At 66.0% G+C, this 15,120-nt stretch carries 19 protein-coding genes; 7 read left to right on the top strand and 12 right to left on the bottom strand.

Annotated features, from left to right (window positions below):
* Positions 1-4: 4 nt before the first annotated feature.
* The 5 genes from QA649_RS06655 to QA649_RS06635 form a co-directional block, all read right to left on the bottom strand.
* Positions 5-874: a metal ABC transporter permease gene (locus QA649_RS06655; protein ID WP_283023486.1), complete on the bottom strand. Its 870-nt coding sequence runs from the start codon at positions 872-874 to the stop codon at positions 5-7.
* Between the two features lie 6 nt (positions 875-880).
* Complete coding sequence (locus QA649_RS06650) at positions 881-1,636, bottom strand: ABC transporter ATP-binding protein (RefSeq protein WP_283023485.1); 756 nt, start codon at positions 1,634-1,636, stop codon at positions 881-883.
* Positions 1,637-1,638: 2 nt separating this feature from the next.
* Positions 1,639-1,875 carry a hypothetical protein gene (locus QA649_RS06645; protein ID WP_260387885.1) on the bottom strand — a complete coding sequence of 79 codons (237 nt, stop codon included), beginning with the start codon at positions 1,873-1,875 and terminating at the stop codon, positions 1,639-1,641.
* 130 nt (positions 1,876-2,005) lie between these two features.
* Complete coding sequence (locus QA649_RS06640; protein ID WP_183242509.1) at positions 2,006-2,506, bottom strand: hypothetical protein; 501 nt, start codon at positions 2,504-2,506, stop codon at positions 2,006-2,008.
* Positions 2,503-3,114: a permease gene (locus QA649_RS06635; protein WP_283023484.1), complete on the bottom strand. Its 612-nt coding sequence runs from the start codon at positions 3,112-3,114 to the stop codon at positions 2,503-2,505. The genes QA649_RS06640 and QA649_RS06635 overlap by 4 nt, the downstream gene beginning before the upstream one ends.
* A 24-nt stretch (positions 3,115-3,138) precedes the next feature.
* On the opposite strand from QA649_RS06635, the gene QA649_RS06630 reads away from it, so the two are divergent.
* Positions 3,139-3,342, top strand: a complete 204-nt coding sequence (locus QA649_RS06630) for a hypothetical protein (RefSeq protein ID WP_283023483.1) — start codon at positions 3,139-3,141, stop codon at positions 3,340-3,342.
* A gap of 10 nt (positions 3,343-3,352) precedes the next feature.
* Here the strand turns inward: QA649_RS06630 and QA649_RS06625 are convergent, their stop codons facing one another.
* Positions 3,353-3,949, bottom strand: coding sequence for a superoxide dismutase (locus QA649_RS06625; RefSeq protein ID WP_026312923.1), 597 nt, complete (start codon positions 3,947-3,949; stop codon positions 3,353-3,355).
* A 242-nt stretch (positions 3,950-4,191) separates the two neighbouring features.
* Between QA649_RS06625 and QA649_RS06620 the strand changes: the two genes are divergently transcribed.
* The 3 genes from QA649_RS06620 to QA649_RS06610 all read left to right on the top strand — a co-directional run bounded on the left by QA649_RS06620 (position 4,192) and on the right by QA649_RS06610 (position 6,719).
* Positions 4,192-4,719 carry a GNAT family N-acetyltransferase gene (locus tag QA649_RS06620; RefSeq protein WP_283023482.1) on the top strand — a complete coding sequence of 176 codons (528 nt, stop codon included), beginning with the start codon at positions 4,192-4,194 and terminating at the stop codon, positions 4,717-4,719.
* 83 nt (positions 4,720-4,802) lie between these two features.
* Positions 4,803-6,188: an MATE family efflux transporter gene (locus tag QA649_RS06615; RefSeq protein ID WP_283025978.1), complete on the top strand. Its 1,386-nt coding sequence runs from the start codon at positions 4,803-4,805 to the stop codon at positions 6,186-6,188.
* A gap of 96 nt (positions 6,189-6,284) precedes the next feature.
* Entirely contained in the window at positions 6,285-6,719 is a 435-nt protein-coding gene (locus tag QA649_RS06610) for a DUF2147 domain-containing protein (protein WP_283023481.1), read from the top strand.
* Here the strand turns inward: QA649_RS06610 and QA649_RS06605 are convergent.
* Positions 6,716-7,870, bottom strand: coding sequence for a DUF3095 domain-containing protein (locus QA649_RS06605; RefSeq protein ID WP_283023480.1), 1,155 nt, complete (start codon positions 7,868-7,870; stop codon positions 6,716-6,718). The genes QA649_RS06610 and QA649_RS06605 overlap by 4 nt on opposite strands.
* A gap of 204 nt (positions 7,871-8,074) precedes the next feature.
* On the opposite strand from QA649_RS06605, the gene QA649_RS06600 reads away from it, so the two are divergent.
* Positions 8,075-8,461 (top strand): hypothetical protein, encoded by a 387-nt coding sequence (locus QA649_RS06600; protein ID WP_283023479.1) that lies wholly within the window; start codon positions 8,075-8,077, stop codon positions 8,459-8,461.
* Between the two features lie 13 nt (positions 8,462-8,474).
* Here QA649_RS06600 and QA649_RS06595 read toward each other — a convergent pair whose 3' ends face one another.
* From QA649_RS06595 to QA649_RS06575, 5 genes are all read right to left on the bottom strand, one after another.
* Positions 8,475-8,684, bottom strand: coding sequence for a hypothetical protein (locus QA649_RS06595; RefSeq protein ID WP_018648569.1), 210 nt, complete (start codon positions 8,682-8,684; stop codon positions 8,475-8,477).
* Between the two features lie 126 nt (positions 8,685-8,810).
* On the bottom strand, positions 8,811-9,533 hold the full coding sequence (locus QA649_RS06590; RefSeq protein WP_283023478.1) for an SDR family NAD(P)-dependent oxidoreductase: 723 nt from the start codon (positions 9,531-9,533) through the stop codon (positions 8,811-8,813).
* Positions 9,526-10,908 (bottom strand): fatty acid--CoA ligase family protein, encoded by a 1,383-nt coding sequence (locus QA649_RS06585; RefSeq protein WP_283023477.1) that lies wholly within the window; start codon positions 10,906-10,908, stop codon positions 9,526-9,528. Before QA649_RS06585 ends, QA649_RS06590 begins: the two co-directional genes overlap by 8 nt.
* Positions 10,895-11,140, bottom strand: a complete 246-nt coding sequence (locus QA649_RS06580) for an acyl carrier protein (RefSeq protein WP_015688794.1) — start codon at positions 11,138-11,140, stop codon at positions 10,895-10,897. The genes QA649_RS06585 and QA649_RS06580 overlap by 14 nt, the downstream gene beginning before the upstream one ends.
* A 145-nt stretch (positions 11,141-11,285) precedes the next feature.
* Positions 11,286-13,100: a long-chain-acyl-CoA synthetase gene (locus tag QA649_RS06575; protein WP_283023476.1), complete on the bottom strand. Its 1,815-nt coding sequence runs from the start codon at positions 13,098-13,100 to the stop codon at positions 11,286-11,288.
* A gap of 232 nt (positions 13,101-13,332) precedes the next feature.
* On the opposite strand from QA649_RS06575, the gene QA649_RS06570 reads away from it, so the two are divergent.
* Positions 13,333-14,313 (top strand): tripartite tricarboxylate transporter substrate binding protein, encoded by a 981-nt coding sequence (locus tag QA649_RS06570; RefSeq protein WP_283023475.1) that lies wholly within the window; start codon positions 13,333-13,335, stop codon positions 14,311-14,313.
* Between the two features lie 88 nt (positions 14,314-14,401).
* On the top strand, positions 14,402-15,106 hold the full coding sequence (locus tag QA649_RS06565) for an SGNH/GDSL hydrolase family protein (RefSeq protein ID WP_283023474.1): 705 nt from the start codon (positions 14,402-14,404) through the stop codon (positions 15,104-15,106).
* Positions 15,107-15,120 lie beyond the last annotated feature (14 nt).

Genomic DNA, 15,120 nt, shown 5'->3' with positions numbered 1-15,120 from the left:
GCCGTCACGCTTCCAGATGCCGGCCGGGAAACAGTTGCCGGACGATGCCGCCGACGCGGCCGAACAACACGGAGACGATGTACAGCGCCGTCGCCACCAGAATGATCGCGGGGCCCGATGGCACGCGGGTCTGGAAGGACAGCACGAGGCCGGCATAGCCCGCGACGGCAGCAGCGACGACAGCGATGCAGATCATCGCGGTGAGATCGCGCGACCAGAACCGCGCGATGCCCGCGGGCAGGATCATCAGGCCCACCGCGAGCAGCGTACCCAGCGCCTGGAAGCCGTTGACGAGGTTGATGACGACCAGCGCCAGGAAGGCGAGATGCGCGGGGCCCCCGGCCCGGCTCACCGTGCGCAGGAATAGCGGATCGACACTCTCGATCACCAGCGGGCGGTAGATCACCGCGAGCACCAGCAGCGTCACCGTGGCGTTGAAGGCGACCACCAGCAGGGTCTGGTCGTCCATCGCGAGGATGTTGCCGAACAAGACATGGAGCAGGTCGATATTGGTGCCCTTGATCGAGACGATGGTGACGCCGAGCGCCAGCGAGGCGAGATAGAAGGTCGCGAGCGATGCGTCCTCCTTCAGCCCGGTCGAGCGCGCGACGACGCCGGCGAGGATCGCGACGGCAAAGCCGGCGATCAGGCCTCCGGCCGTCATGGCGAACAAATTGAGGCCGGAGAGCAGGAAGCCGATGGCCGCACCGGGCAGGATCGCATGCGCCATGGCGTCGCCGACCAGGCTCATCCGCCGCAGCATCAGGAATACGCCGATCGGCGCGCCCGCCAGCGACAGCGCGATCACGGCGGCCAGCGCCCGCCGCATGAACTCGAACTCGGTGAACGGGCCGATCAGCGCGTCATAGACCATCTGCGATCACGCGGCCCGCGAGCTGGTATCATCGGCCGCGCAGGCCGCGGCCGTGTCGTCGAAGGCCTCGCACATCCGCATCGCGACCATCAGATTCTCCGGCGTCAGCACCTCTGCCGTCGGTCCCCAGGCCACGGGGCCCCGCGCCAGCACCAGCGTCTCGCTGAAATGGTTGCGCACCATCTCCATGTCGTGCAGCGCGGCGAGCACGGTGCGGCCCTCGCCGTGCCAGTGCTTGACCAGTGCGAGCAGGTCGGCGGTGGTCTTGCTGTCGATGGCGTTGAAGGGCTCGTCGAGCACGATCAGGCTGGCGTCCTGGAGCAGCACGCGCGCAAACAGCACGCGCTGCATCTGGCCGCCGGAGAGCGTGCCGATCGGGCGGTTCTCGAAGCCATTGAGACCAACGGACGCGATCGCGCGCAGGATCTTGTTCCGCGCCGCCTTGCCGATGCCGCCGAACAGGCCGGCGTTGCGCCACAGCCCGGTGCCCACGAAATCGAACACCGAAATCGGGAAGCTGCGGTCGATCTCCGCGCTCTGCGGCAGATAGGCGATGTCGCGGGCATCGAGCCCGCCGAGATGGATGCTGCCGTCGAGCGGCCTCAGGATGCCGACGATGCCGCGCAGCAGCGTCGACTTGCCGGCGCCGTTCGGGCCGATCACGGCGACCAGCGCGCCCGGGGCGACCTCGCCGCTGAGATGGTGCACAGCCGGATGCCGGTCATAGCCCAGCGTGACGTTGTGGAAATGCAGCGCTGCCATCCTCACCTCATCGCCAGGAAGACCACGCCCCAGAGCACGGCGCAGACGGCGAGCGCAGCCGCGAGGCGGCCCGCCATGGTCATGCGCAGGATCGACCAGGGCGCCGCCTGGGCCGGATGCGGCGAGGCCGCGTCGTGGACATGGGCGTGGGTATGGTCGTGCCCATGCGCATGCGCGTCGTCATGGGAATGGCCGTGGGCATGATCGTGCTGGTGGGCGTGGGATGCGGCGGGAACCATTTGGGGATGTTATATTATAACATTACGCGTGTCCACGACCCAGCTGTCATTCCGGGATGGTCCGAAGGACCAGACCCGGAATCTCGAGATTCCGGGTCCGGCTTCGCCGTCCCGGAATGACGCCCAAAATTCAGGGCTTCCCGATCACCATGGCGATGGCGGCGGCCACGAACGGGAAAGGCACCGAGACGGCGCAGCGGAACCAGACGAACCGAGCCGGCATGAACGGGATTTCCCACAAGATCACCCGCTGGAAGGCGAACAGCGCCCAGGCGACGACATAGGCGACCACCTGTGGCACCCCGCCGCCGGACTTCAGCGCCACGGTGCCAATGGAGAAGCCGATCACGGGACCGCCGGGCGTGGCCGCGCCGGCGACCACGGCGGAGGCAACCCCGAGCCAGCCGCTATCCGGGCCGAGCCAGCCGGTGATCACCTCCTGCGGGATGATCGCGGCGATGTAGCCGGAGCCGATCACGCCGAGCGCAATCCGCGGCACGATGTTGATGAAGTCCATCGAGCCTTCGCGCAAGGACGCCTTGAACACCGGCGGGCCGCGGCGAAAGGCGATCAGGCCGACGCCGAGCACCGAGCCCCACAGCAGGATGTCGATCAGGAGCGCCGCGCTCAACTCTCGTCGTCCTTCGCGAGCGGCTGCGGATAGAGCCGGACATAGACGAAGCGGCCGAGGGCGCCCGCGAGCACCGGCAGCGGCAGCGAGATCAGGATCCGCCACAGCGTGAAATCGGTGCCCATGATCGGGATTTCCCAGGCGACCGCCCGGCCGTAGCCGATCAGGGTCCAGCTCACGACCATGGCGATGGTGGCGCCGAAATCGGCGCCGACCGCGAGCAGCGCACTCGCCACCGGATAGGCGGTGAAGGGCCCGCCGGGCAGGATCGCGCCAAAGGCGGTGCCGATCAGAAGGCCCATCAGGCCGGATTTCGGCCCGAGCGAGCGCGAGACTTTTTCGTGCGGCAGGATCTCGGAGATGAAGGCCCCGAGCAGGCAGCCGGCCAGCACGCGCGGCAGGATGCCGCCGAACAGGGACAGATCGTGGGTGAGGATGTCCAGAACACCGTCGGTGCCGTCACGCCGCCAGACCAGAGCCGCGCTCACCGCCACCAGGGCCGCGATGATGATGGTCGACCAGCCGATCGGCTTGCGCACGCGTCCCGGCCGCGGCTCGGACTCCGCGTCCTCGGCAGGCGCCGGGGCTTTCGGGGGAAGTTCTGACAACGGGTGTGGAGCGGCTCGAGGGTGATGCCCGTCCTGATTAAGGGCGCCGCCAACGCGATGCAAACGGTACGATCACAGGCCGATACGCGCACCGCGCAGGGCAATTCCGCACAGCAAAAAGGCGGCCGCGTCAGCGACCGCCTTGTTGTTTCCGTCATTCCGGGGCGATGCGCAGCATCGAACCCGGAATCTCGAGATTCCGGGTTCGGCTTCGCCGCCCCGGAATGACGCGACCGGCTTACGCCTTGTCGAACAGGGACTCGACGTATTCCCAGTTCACGAGGTTCTCGACGAAAGCCTTGAGATAGTCGGGACGGCGGTTGCGGTAGTCGATGTAGTAGGAGTGCTCCCAGACGTCGCAGCCGAGGATCGGAGTGGCGCCGTGCACCAGCGGATTCTCGCCGTTCGGGGTCTTGGAGATCTCGAGCTTGCCGTTCTTGACCTGGAGCCAGCACCAGCCGGAGCCGAACTGGCCGACGCCGGCCGCCTGGAAGTCGGTCTTGAACTTCTCGAAGCCGCCGAGGTCCTCGTTGATCTTCTTCTCGAGCTTGCCCGGGAGCTTGGTGCCGCCGCCATTGGGCTTCATCCAGCTCCAGAAGTGGATGTGGTTGTAGTGCTGGCCGGCATTGTTGAACACCGCGGGGTTCTTGCCGAACGAGCCCTTGACGATCTCTTCAAGGGACTTGCCTTCCCATTCGGTCCCCTTGAGCGCGTTGTTGCCGTTGGTGACGTAGGCCTGATGATGCTTGTCGTGGTGATATTCCAGCGTCTCCTTCGACATGTACTGGCCGAGGGCGTCATAGGCGTAAGGGAGTGGGGGCAGCGTAAAGGTCATGGGTTCTTGTCCGCAACTGGTGGGGAACGTTCTAACGGTCACCCCTTATAGAAGGTTCCGCCGCCATTAAATACCTCTGAATTTGCGAAAAGGCGTGATGGGGCGGCCTCGCCCGGATGCACAAATTCGTCGCAACGGGCCGCCGTCGATCAAACCTGCGATCCGTCATAAAATATCATTGCCTTTGAAGCGCTTACGACAGAACAAACGCGCCACCAAGCAGAGCTGTGAAGGACGACGCCATGAGCATCGAGATCGACATTTTGAACGGCGACGCCTCATGGCCACTCGCAAAGCCGCTGCTCAGCGCGGTCTGGGGCCAAGACGCCGCGGAGAAGCCGGCCTGGAGCCACGTCAAATGGGCCAATGCCGATCTGCGCGTGCTGATCGAGACTCCCGAGGACGGGCTCGTCTGCCATGTCGGCGTCTACTTCCGCACCGTCACCTGGAATGGACAGAAGGTCCACGTCGGCGGCATCGGCGGCGTCTGCACGCGCGAGGACCGGCGCGGCCGCGGCTATGCCACGATCGCGATCGACGCGGCAGTGCATACCATGCGCGCCAACGAGGCGGTCCGCTTCGGGCTGCTGTTCTGCGAGCCGCACAATTTCGCGTTTTACGAGGCCCGCAAATGGCAACCCTTCAAAGGTGACGTCTATTGCGAGCAGCCGGAGGGGCGCATTCGCTTCGACTACATGGCACCCTACGTCTTCGACATCGTCCGGGCCCCGACGCTGGGCACCATCGACCTATGCGGCCTGCCCTGGTGAGCCCTGCGTGAGACGGGGGCTGGCGCGGGTGTCGCACGCCCTATAAGATGTCGATCATCATTCAATATTCCGCACCGTGGCACATGACGATCGACGCCCCTGCAGACGCTGTCCCGCCGGTTGCGCCGGTCGCCTCCCCCATCGCCAGCCTGCTGACTGCGCCGATCCTGCCGACGCTGCTCCGGCTCGCGATCCCCAACATGATCGCGATGGTCGGCAGCACGCTGGTTGCGATTGCCGAGACCTCCTATATCGGCCGGCTCGGCACCATCCCGCTGGCTGCGATCGCGCTGGTGTTTCCGTTCGCGATGCTGACGCAGATGATGAGCGCGGGCGCGATGGGCGGCGGCGTGTCGTCGGCGATCAGCCGCGCGCTCGGCGCCGGCAATCGCGACCGCGCCGCGACGCTGGCGCTGCATGCCGCCATCATCGGCCTGTGCGGCGGACTGTTCTTCACGGTGATGATGCTGGTGTTCGGCCGCTCGTTCTTCACGCTGCTCGGCGGGCGCGAGCGCGTGCTCGAGGAAGCCAGCGGCTATTCACAGGTGCTGTTCTCCGGCGCTGTCGCGATCTGGCTCGTGAATACGCTGGCCTCGGTGATCCGCGGCACCGGCGACATGCGCCTGCCGTCGATGACGCTGATCGGGGCGAGCGTGCTCCAGATCGCGCTCGGCGGCACGCTGGGTCTCGGCCTGTTCGGCGTACCGCAATTCGGCATGCCCGGCGTTGCGAGCGGCCAGCTGATCGCGTTCAGCTGCTCCGCGATCTTCTTCCTCTGGTATCTCCTGTCCGGCCGCAGCCGGCTGCAGCTCGACTTCCGCGCGTTCCATTTCGAGCGCGCGATGTTCCTGGACATCTTGAAAGTGGGCGCCGTCGCCTGCCTGTCGCCGCTCCAGACCGTGCTCACCATCCTGATCTTCACGAAAATCCTCGCGACCTTCGGCACCGAGATGCTGGCCGGCTACGGCATCGGCTCGCGGCTGGAATTTCTGCTGATCCCGATCACCTTCGCCTTCGGCATCGCCTCGGTGCCGATGGTCGGCATGGCGATGGGCGCCGGACATGTCGCGCGCGCGCGGCGCGTGGCCTGGACGGCAGCAGCGGCCTCGGGGCTTACGGTCGGCACGATCGGCCTCGTCGTCGCGCTCGATCCCGCGCTGTGGGTGTCGCTGTTCACGCGCGATCCCGGCGTCACGGCGGCGGCGCACAGCTATTTCCACTGGGCCGGCCCGGCCTTCGTGTTCTTCGGCATGGGCGTGTCGCTGTATTTCTCCTCGCAAGGCGCCGCACGTGTCGGCGGTCCGGTGTTGGCCTCCACCGCGCGGCTGCTGATCGTCGCGATCGGCGGGATCGGCCTCATGACGGCGCAGGCGCCGGCCTGGACGTTGTTCGCGCTGGTCGGCGGCGCCATGGCCGTGTTCGGGCTCCTGACCGCAGCCTCGGTCGCGTTCGCGCGCTGGGGCAAATGAGCGCAGGCAAATCACGCGCAGGAATGTGATTCAATCCGGCGTTGCACTATCCTGCCGGGCTGCTATGGAGGCGCCTCCATTTTTCAGGGCCGCTCCATGTTCAGCAGATTCGCCATCCTCTCCGTCATCCTGACTGCGCTGCTTGGCGCGACTGCCGCACATGCGCAGAGCGCCGACGGGACCTGGCTCACCCAGGCCGGCGATGCCCGCGTCAAGATCAGCAAGTGCGGCGGCGGCATCTGCGGCCACATCGTCTGGCTGCGCGAGCCCATGGACACCGCGACCGGCCAGCCCGCCAGCGACAGCAAGAATCCCAATCCCGCGCTCGCCAAGCGTCCGATGATCGGCCTGCCGCTGTTCAGCGCCATGCAGCCATCAGGCCCGAACAAATGGTCGGGCCAGATCTACAATGCCGATGACGGCAGCACCTATGCGAGCAGCGTCACGGTGACGGGCGCGGATTCGCTGCGGGTCGAAGGCTGCGTCGGCGCGCTCTGCGGCGGCGAGACCTGGACGCGCGCGGGACGCTAGCTCGCCGCCGCCATCATCGCCTTCAGCGCCGTCGCCGCCGAGGCGTAGCCGCCCCGCGCGCCGTCGATGAAGTGGACGTGATCGCTGCGCAGCGCCGACGGCGTGAAGCAGGTCATCATCGCGGCATCCTGCTGATAGAGGCCGTAGCGCACGACGCCGTCGCGCGCAGCGGCCGCGAGACGATCGCTCAACGCGCGTTCGAGCTGCGGCGTGCAGTCGAGGATCATGCGCAGGCCATCGTCATATTTCCTGAAGTCGGAGTTCTCGACCACCTGGCGCCTGTAGATGTTGGGCACAAAGCCGCCGACCTTGAGATCGAAGCGCATGATCAGATAGACGAACAGCGTATAGGCCAGCACGCTGGCTCTACGCGCGAGCAGCGGACCGCCGCGCCTGGTGCGGGCTTCGAAGTCCAGCCCCTGCGGCGGCCATTTCAGCGGCGGGCCCTGCGGCGGCACCGGGCGGCCGCCCTCCGGGCTGCGCTCGACGAGATGGATGATGTCCTCGATCACCTTGCGGAAGGCCTGCGGATCGACACCGCGCGACGGCATCACCAGCACCGACAGGATCAGGCCGCGCGCAGCCGGCATCACCTCGAAGCGGCACGACAGGCCCGAGAGGTCCGGCTGCGAGCCGGCGGGCGCTTCCGCCACCGCGAACTCGCCGCGCTTCATCGCGGCATCGGCCCAGGCGAGCCCGCCACCGGAGAACATCGCATAGGACAGGTTCGGCGACGGGCCGAAACGCGCGACGCGCACATCGAGCCCTTGCGCCCGGATGGCGCTCACCGGCACCAGCGCGACGCGCATCTTCAGATCGAGATCCTCGCGGACCCAGGTCGCGGTCGCGGCCAATGCCTCGCGCGCAGCATCGAGATCCGACGGCGCGACCGCAAAGCTCGCTCCGTCGCCGCCGAACACGAAGGGGAATTCCCGCCCCTCCAACGCATTCGTCACCGCCGCGATCACGGCGGCGCCGGCCATGTTGACCGCCTTGTAGCGCTGCGCCGCGATCGCCTTGGTGGAATCGACGATGTCGGCGACACCGATGCTCCAATCATCGGGCAGCGGCGCATAGAGCGCGGGGTCCATCAGGCTGGTGAAGCCGCGGAAGACGGGGATGCCGCCGTAAAAGGATTCGCCTGATGTCATCGGGTGGTGCCGGATGGTTGGGAAGCGTCCGAAATCAGATACGTGGCAGGGTCGATCGGGGTTCGCTTCCCGATCATTGGCCGAAATGGAGCCGGACAACAAGATCGCACCGCGCCGCAATGCCGCAGTTCGTCATTGATCGGCATCAAACAGCCTCCCGCGAATGACGTTTACGGTTGATCCATCTGCAACGGTCGCGCGGGGATGATCGGGGTGTCTGATTTCGGCAGCAAGGACTTCGCCTCGCCGGTACGCCGGCGCACCGGGCTCGATGCGATCAGCGCCGTGAAAATGCCGCAGATGCTCACCGCCACCGTGGATGCCTGGGCCGAAGCCCATCAGCTGTCGCGCTCGGATGCCATCTGCAAGCTGGTCGAGCTCGGCCTGAAGATCGCGCCCGCGGTACCTGCATCAGCACGCTCGGTCGCATCCGACGCCGACCGCATCGAGGAGCTGGCAGTGCACGAGATCGAGGGCCTGCTCGATCCCGCACTGCCGGAGGACGAACGCGAACGCCGCATCCGCCGCCTCACCGAGGGCCCGCCGGAATTCTCACACGAACGGATTGACCTGCCGAAGCATCGGACGTGAGCGCCAACGCGCGCTAATGCAGCTTCTCGTCCTGGCGCTTGCGCAGTGCGGATGCGGGGACGTCGTGGCAGCCGACCAGACGCACGAATTGCTGCGGATACATTTCGTGGCCGTGAGCGCCGGAATTCTGATGCGACATCGGCGGACAGCGGACGTCGTCCGGCTTCGCGCACGATGGCTCCGTCAGAGCCTGACTTGAAGCGGTCATGTTTGAAATGGCCATCGACTGCTCCCCTTCGATTAGGGCAGATCGATTGACGTAACCCAATCGATTGCGAGGCATCTTACGACCAAATCCGGCTTGCTGTCATTGCGCCGGATCAACGCAATTGTGGCAGCGCGGTTCCGCTTACGCCGTATTTCCCGCGTCGATCGTGAACACCGTGCCGGTGACGTTGCGGCCGCCCTCGCCCAGGAGATATTCCACCATGCGCGCGACGTCATCCGTCTCCGGCAGACGGCGCAGCGCGCTGCGGCCGGCGATGCGCTTGCGGCCTTCGTCGGAGAGATTGTGCGTGAGCTCGGTGGCGATGAAGCCCGGCGCGATCGCATTCACGGTGATGCCGAGCTTGCCGACCTCGCGCGCGAGCGAGCGGGTGAATCCGGTCGCGGCCGCCTTGGTCGCTCCATAGACGGAGAGGCCGTTATAGCCGGTCGTCGCGATGATCGAGGAGATGTTGATGATGCGGCCGGCCCCGTCAGCCATCATCTGCCGCGCCACATATTTGGTCAGGATGATCGGCGACAGCACGTTGAGCTGGACCAGCGCCTCGATCTCGGAATTGTGCATGGTGGCGAGCAGGCCTTCGGTGCCGAGGCCGGCATTGTTGACGAGCCCGTAGATCGGACCGAATTCGTCGCGCACCAGTTTTGCGAAGGCCGGGATCGCGTCGATCACGGCGAGATCGCAGGCGCGGAAATGCAGGCGGCCGTCGGATCCGGCAATGGCAGCCTTGAGCTCGTCGCTTTCGCGCCGCGCGGCCGCGATCACGTTGAAGCCGGCAGCGACCAGGCGTTTGCCGATCGCGAGCCCAATGCCGCGGCTGCCGCCGGTGACGAGAACGTTATGCATCTGTGCGCGCCAGTTTTCCGGCCGGGGTGACGTCGAGCGCTTCGACGAAGCGGATCACCGCAGGCACCTTGTGGGACGCGAGCTGGGCACGGCACTGCTCCAGGATCTGGTCGCGGATCTCCTTCACCCGGGCTTGATCCGTGCCGTCAGCCAGGATCACGTCGGCGACGACGATGCCGCCGGTGATCGGGCTCTTGCGCGATTTCGCCCGCGACATCCGCACATCAGGATGACGGTTGATCACCGCCTCGATCTCCTCGGGGTGGACCTTCAGTCCGCCGATATTGATGATGCCGCCGCGGCGGCCGACAAAATAATAGCGGTCGCCGCGCAGCTCGACAATATCGCCGCTGTCGACAAACCCGTCCTCATCGGTGAGCGCTGCGGCATTGCGGCCGATATAGGCATGGGCCGTGCGCGTCGAGCGGATGCGCAGCGAGCCGTCCACGACCTTCATCTCGACGCCATTGCGGTTGCCGAGATAGTCGGCCGGAAAGCCTTCGAGCCCGTCATTGACGGCGAAGCCGACACCGGCCTCGGTCGAGGCATAGGCGTGGCCAACGGAGGAATTGGGGAATGCCGCCTTCAGGCCGTCGAGCACGGCCTGATCCGCGATCTCGCCAGAGAGACGAACATATCGGGGTGAGAACTGCGCGGCCGAACCGCTCATCAAGAGCTTGCGCCAGTGCGACGGCGTGCCGGAGATGTGCGAGACGCCGCGCGCATTCAGCCGCGCGACATGATCGGCGAGCGCTTCATGCGGATCGGACAGCACCAAGGAGCCGCCGGAGAGAACGGCGCGAAGGAAGATCTGCAGGCCGCCATAGCGGCGGATGTCGTAGAACGTGGCCCAGACCGGCGCAGGTCCGCGCGCGGGGCCTTCGGCGACGATGGCACCGGTCAGCGCTTCCAGGGTGTGGCCGGCGATTTTCGGCACACCGGAGGTACCCGAGGTCAGCATCAGCCATTCGGTGGCGCGCTCGGTCTTGGCCGGCGCGGCGGCTTGAAGCGGCAATTGTGCGGTGACGATGAGCGGCACGCCGGTCTCCGCCCAGCGATCGGGCTCGTCGGTGACGACCGCATCGATCCCGGCATCGGCGATCAGGGCGTCGAGATGCGCTGGGTTGAGGTCCGGCGGGCACAGCAGCATGCGACGGGCGATACCGTCGAGCTCAATCATGGCAAGGCCCGACCGGAGCTGGTCGGACAGCTTGAGCAGCACGGCGCGGCCTGACAACTCGTGCAGCCGGCCGGCCAGGACCGTCTGCGACAGGATGTCGGTCAGCGACACGACATCATGCGCATCGGAGATCGTGCGGCCCTTCAGCTCCGCGCCGAGACGGTCGCGAAGCGCAAAGATCTCACGCGGGGACATTTTCATAGGCCCGCACGAAATCGCCCACCGTGGCGGGGAACGCGGCATCCTCGGAAATGGTGAAGGGATCGACGCCGGTCTCGTCTTCGAGGCGGGCGACCAGAATGGCGAAGGCGAGCGAGTCGAAGCCCGTCTCGTGCAGCGACAGATCGTCCGAGAGTGCGGGAAGCGTAACGTGCTGTTCCTTGGCGATCTGCTGGATCGCCTCAATGACCTTGGACCGTACCGACATGGCTGGCTCTCTTTTGTTATCGCTCGTCCGTGTAGCGGCGGCTCTTGATGACCGCCTCCCCATGGCCGTCTGTTTACCCGACAGAAGTAAATGGCTTCTTGGACAATTCAGATAAAATTGGACCTATCTCCTGATTTTGGCTGCGCTACAGCCGGATCGCACCCTCCGAGATTGCCGCATAGGCCTCCCCGTCCAGCGCGACATAAGTACCCGACTTCGGTTCGAGCATGAACAGCGGATCGGAGATCGCACCCGGGTCAAAGCCCTCGCGGGCGAGCTCACCCTTCTTCTGCTTGAAGGTCTCGGTGGCATCGAGCTCGCGCGAGATGCGGATGAAGACAGGGCGGGCGTAAGCCGGCAGGCGCTGAGCTAGATGGGCAGGCAGTGCGGCGATGTCAAAGCCCTCGTTCACGACGATCGCACTCATGCCGGCGCGGCCGTCGGTGCCGGGGATGCTGACGCCATAGGTGGTGGCATCGATCACGCCGGTGAAATCGCGCACGGCGTCGTTCACTTCGGAGGTCGCGACGTTCTCGCCCTTCCAGCGGAAGGTGTCGCCGATGCGGTCGACGAAATGGAAGAAGCCCTTGTCGTCGAGCCGCATCAGATCGCCGGTGCGGAACCAGGCATCACCCTTGGCGAAGACGTCGCGCAAGATCTTCTTCTCGGTCTCGCCGGCATCGGTGTAGCCCTCGAAGCGGCCGCCGCCCTGATCCGCGGTACCGATGCGGCCGATCGCTTCGCCGGCCTCACCGCGGGCGCAGGCGAGGCAAAAGCCGTCTTCATTACGCAGCGGCGCGCCGCTGTCGGGATCGAGCTTGACGATGCCAGCCGGAAAGCGATGCGCGAGCAGCGGCGGAATGCGACCGATCGCGCCGACCTGGCCCTCCACGTTGAACAGCGAGAAATTGCCTTCGGTGGCCGCATAGAATTCGAGGATGCGCGGAATGGCGAAACGCGCCTGAAAATCCTCCCAGATGTCACCGCGCAGGCCGTTGCCGCAGGCAAGCCGCAGCCGATGCCGGTTCTCGTATTCCGACGGCGGCGCCTTGAGCAGGTAGCGGCAGAGCTCGCCGATGTACTGGAACAGCGTGCAGTCGTGCCGCACGATATCGGGCCAGAAATTCGAAGCCGAGAATTTTTCGGCGATCACCACCGAGCCGCCGGCAGCGAGCATGCTGCAGGGCGCGACGATGCCGCCGACCGAGTGGAACAGCGGCAGGCAGTCGTAGAGCCGGTCCTGCGGCGTTGCGCCGGTCAGACCGGCGAACCAGAAACCCCAATTGAGGATGCGGCGGTGACTGATGCTGGCCGCCTTCGGCAGGCCTGTCGTGCCGGAGGTGTAGATCAAGAGCGCGCGGTCGTCGATGGTGACGTCGCCATGCTCCTCTGCCAGGAGCGGACCGTCGTCGAGCGCGGCAAGCGCGACGTCGATGGCGCGCTCGCTGCGGGCATCGCCATGTGTCCAGATCTTCGCTTCCGTCTTCAGATGCGGCTTCGCGCTCTCGAGCGTCGCCACCAGATCGTGCGCGACGATGATGTGCAGGGGCCTTGCGACATCAAGGCAATGCGCGAGCGATTGGCCGACGAGCTTGGTGTTGATCAGCGCGACCACGCCGCCGATCCGGCTGATGCCGAGCCAGGCCGCGGCATAATCGATGCCGTTCGGCATGATCAGCGCAACGGTATCGCCCTTGGCCACACCGACCGAGCGCGCCCAGCGCGCATAGCGCGTAACCCGTTTCGCCAGGCCTTGATAATCAAGCGTTGCGTCTTCGGTGACCAGCGCGATGCGGTCAGGCTGACGCCGCGCCCAATCGTCGACGACGTCGGCGAACAGGCGGCCCGGCAGCGTCTCGATCCGCGCGGTGAGCTCGATGGCTTTCAGCCAGATCCTGGATGCCGACGGCGCGCGCGCGGCTTTCGGTTGCTCGATGACGCCGGTGGTCATGCCGTTCATTCTTTCGGAACCTGTCTGCTGGTTTGGGCAGCTTAGCTGGCGCGCCCTGCCCAGGTGTTAAGAGACAAGGTAAAAGCCGGTTAGTGCGCGATTAACTCTAGTCATCCTTTACCAAGCCGGCGGGAACGGCGTGCGGCCTGGTGGGAATCTTGCGATAGCAAATCCAGTCATTCGGGCGCGCTGCGCTTGTCCCCTCTCCCCGCAAGCGGGGCGAGGTGAACTGGGGGCATTTATGATCAGCAGACGACATTTCCTTCAGACCGCCGCCTGTGCCGCAGCCACGCTCGCTGCGCCGCGTGCGTTTGCGCTCGGCAACCCCTCTTATCCCTCGCGCAGCGTGAAATGGGTGGTGCCCTATGCGCCGGGCGGTGCGACCGACGTGCTGTCGCGGCTGATCTGTCAGCGCCTGTCCGATCGGCTCGGCCAGACCTTCGTGGTCGAAAACAAGCCCGGCGCCGGCAGCAATATCGGGACGCAGGCCGTGATCGCCGCGGCCCCTGACGGCTACACGCTGCTGCTGACCTCGACCGCGAACGCGATCAATGCCTCGTTCGATCCGGCGCTGCCGTATGATTTCGCCAAGGGCATCGCGCCCGTCGCGGGCGTCGCGCGGATTCCGCTGGTGCTGGTCGTCAACAATGATCTGCCGGTGAAGAACATTGCCGACTTCATCGCCTACGCCAAGGCCAATCCGGGCAAGATGTCGATCGCCTCCTCCGGCATCGGCACCTCGCTGCATCTGTCCGGCGAGCTGTTCAAGTCGCTGGCCGGCGTGCAGTTCACCCACGTGCCCTATCGCGGCTCGGCGCCGGGCCTGACCGACGTGATGAGCGGCCAGATCCAGGGCATGTTCGACAACGTCACCTCGTCCTTCGAGCTGGTGCGCGCCGGCAAGCTACGCGCGCTCGGCGTCACCACGCGCGAACGCTCGGAGATCCTCCCCGACGTGCCGCCGATCGCGGACACGCTTGCCGGCTACGAGTCGAGCTCGTTCTACGGCGTCGGCGCGCCGCACGGCACGCCGCTCGAAATCGTCGACCTCCTCAACCGCGAGATCGACACCGCACTCTCCGACGGCGAGATCAGGGCCCGCATCGCCGAGCTCGGCGCGATCCCGCTGCACGGCAACGCCGGCGCGTTTGGCGGCATGCTGACGGCGGAGACCGAGCGCTGGCGCAAGGTGGTCGAGCTGTCGGGCATCCGGAAGGAATAGCGACCCGGCCTCGCCGCGGCTAGGCGATCCCGGGCAAACGGGCTATCCTTTGCTACCCTGCGTTGTCGGAGTTTGAAGGGAGGCGACCGTGGCTCTCGATCCGTCAGAGTTTCCCGTCCAGGCCGCACCGTTCGAGCAGCCACTGACGAATTTCGCCAGCCGCGTGAAAGGCGGGCAGGCCAGGGTGGTCGCGATCGGCTCGTCGACCACGGCGGGCGAAGGCGGCATCGCTCCCTATCCGCAGCGGCTGCTGGCGGCTCTTCGGATCAAATTCCCGAATGTCGCAATCGAGGTGATCAATCGGGGCGTCGGCGGCGAAGACGCTCCGTTGGAGCTGAAGCGGTTCGAGCACGACGTCTTCGATCTGAATCCCGATCTCGTCATCTGGCAGGTCGGCACCAATTCAGTGTGGCAAGCCGACGGTCCGTCGTTCGCGGACACCACGAAGGCGATCCGGGACGGTGTCGACCAACTGCTCGGCGCCGAGCGGATCGACGTGATCCTGATGGACCTTCAATATGTGCCGGCAGTGCTGACACCGGCCAAGCGCAAGAAGGCGGACGCCATGGTCGAGGCGATCAGCCAGATCGCGCACGACAAGGGCGTCAACGTCTTCCGCCGTTTCGCGTTGATGAAGGGCTGGCACGAGGTCGCGAAGATCTCGTTCGACCGCCTGGTGGACCCGGGCGATGACAGCAGGCTGCATGCCAGCGACTGGACTACGGACAAGATGACCTGGCAATTGGCCGACGTGATCGCCACCGCGACCGACAAGCCCCCTCACGGCACCTGAGGCGCGATCCGCAA

The organism is Bradyrhizobium sp. CB1717, from assembly GCF_029714325.1.
GTDB lineage: Bacteria > Pseudomonadota > Alphaproteobacteria > Rhizobiales > Xanthobacteraceae > Bradyrhizobium.
This window is presented reverse-complemented; position numbering and strand designations above follow the sequence as displayed.

Excerpts from the sequence above, each read along its gene's own strand:
- QA649_RS06615 (WP_283025978.1), top strand. The coding sequence starts at position 4,803 with ATGACGATCGACGCCCCTGCAGACGCTGTCCCGCCGGTTGCGCCGGTC.
- QA649_RS06605 (WP_283023480.1), bottom strand. The coding sequence starts at position 7,870 with ATGACATCAGGCGAATCCTTTTACGGCGGCATCCCCGTCTTCCGCGGC.
- QA649_RS06625 (WP_026312923.1), bottom strand. The coding sequence starts at position 3,949 with ATGACCTTTACGCTGCCCCCACTCCCTTACGCCTATGACGCCCTCGGC.
- QA649_RS06570 (WP_283023475.1), top strand. The coding sequence starts at position 13,333 with ATGATCAGCAGACGACATTTCCTTCAGACCGCCGCCTGTGCCGCAGCC.
- QA649_RS06580 (WP_015688794.1), bottom strand. The coding sequence starts at position 11,140 with ATGTCGGTACGGTCCAAGGTCATTGAGGCGATCCAGCAGATCGCCAAG.
- QA649_RS06620 (WP_283023482.1), top strand. The coding sequence starts at position 4,192 with ATGAGCATCGAGATCGACATTTTGAACGGCGACGCCTCATGGCCACTC.
- QA649_RS06600 (WP_283023479.1), top strand. The coding sequence starts at position 8,075 with ATGATCGGGGTGTCTGATTTCGGCAGCAAGGACTTCGCCTCGCCGGTA.
- QA649_RS06645 (WP_260387885.1), bottom strand. The coding sequence starts at position 1,875 with ATGGTTCCCGCCGCATCCCACGCCCACCAGCACGATCATGCCCACGGC.
- QA649_RS06590 (WP_283023478.1), bottom strand. The coding sequence starts at position 9,533 with ATGCATAACGTTCTCGTCACCGGCGGCAGCCGCGGCATTGGGCTCGCG.
- QA649_RS06575 (WP_283023476.1), bottom strand. The coding sequence starts at position 13,100 with ATGAACGGCATGACCACCGGCGTCATCGAGCAACCGAAAGCCGCGCGC.
- QA649_RS06610 (WP_283023481.1), top strand. The coding sequence starts at position 6,285 with ATGTTCAGCAGATTCGCCATCCTCTCCGTCATCCTGACTGCGCTGCTT.
- QA649_RS06655 (WP_283023486.1), bottom strand. The coding sequence starts at position 874 with ATGGTCTATGACGCGCTGATCGGCCCGTTCACCGAGTTCGAGTTCATG.
- QA649_RS06650 (WP_283023485.1), bottom strand. The coding sequence starts at position 1,636 with ATGGCAGCGCTGCATTTCCACAACGTCACGCTGGGCTATGACCGGCAT.
- QA649_RS06595 (WP_018648569.1), bottom strand. The coding sequence starts at position 8,684 with ATGGCCATTTCAAACATGACCGCTTCAAGTCAGGCTCTGACGGAGCCA.
- QA649_RS06630 (WP_283023483.1), top strand. The coding sequence starts at position 3,139 with ATGCCCGTCCTGATTAAGGGCGCCGCCAACGCGATGCAAACGGTACGA.
- QA649_RS06585 (WP_283023477.1), bottom strand. The coding sequence starts at position 10,908 with ATGTCCCCGCGTGAGATCTTTGCGCTTCGCGACCGTCTCGGCGCGGAG.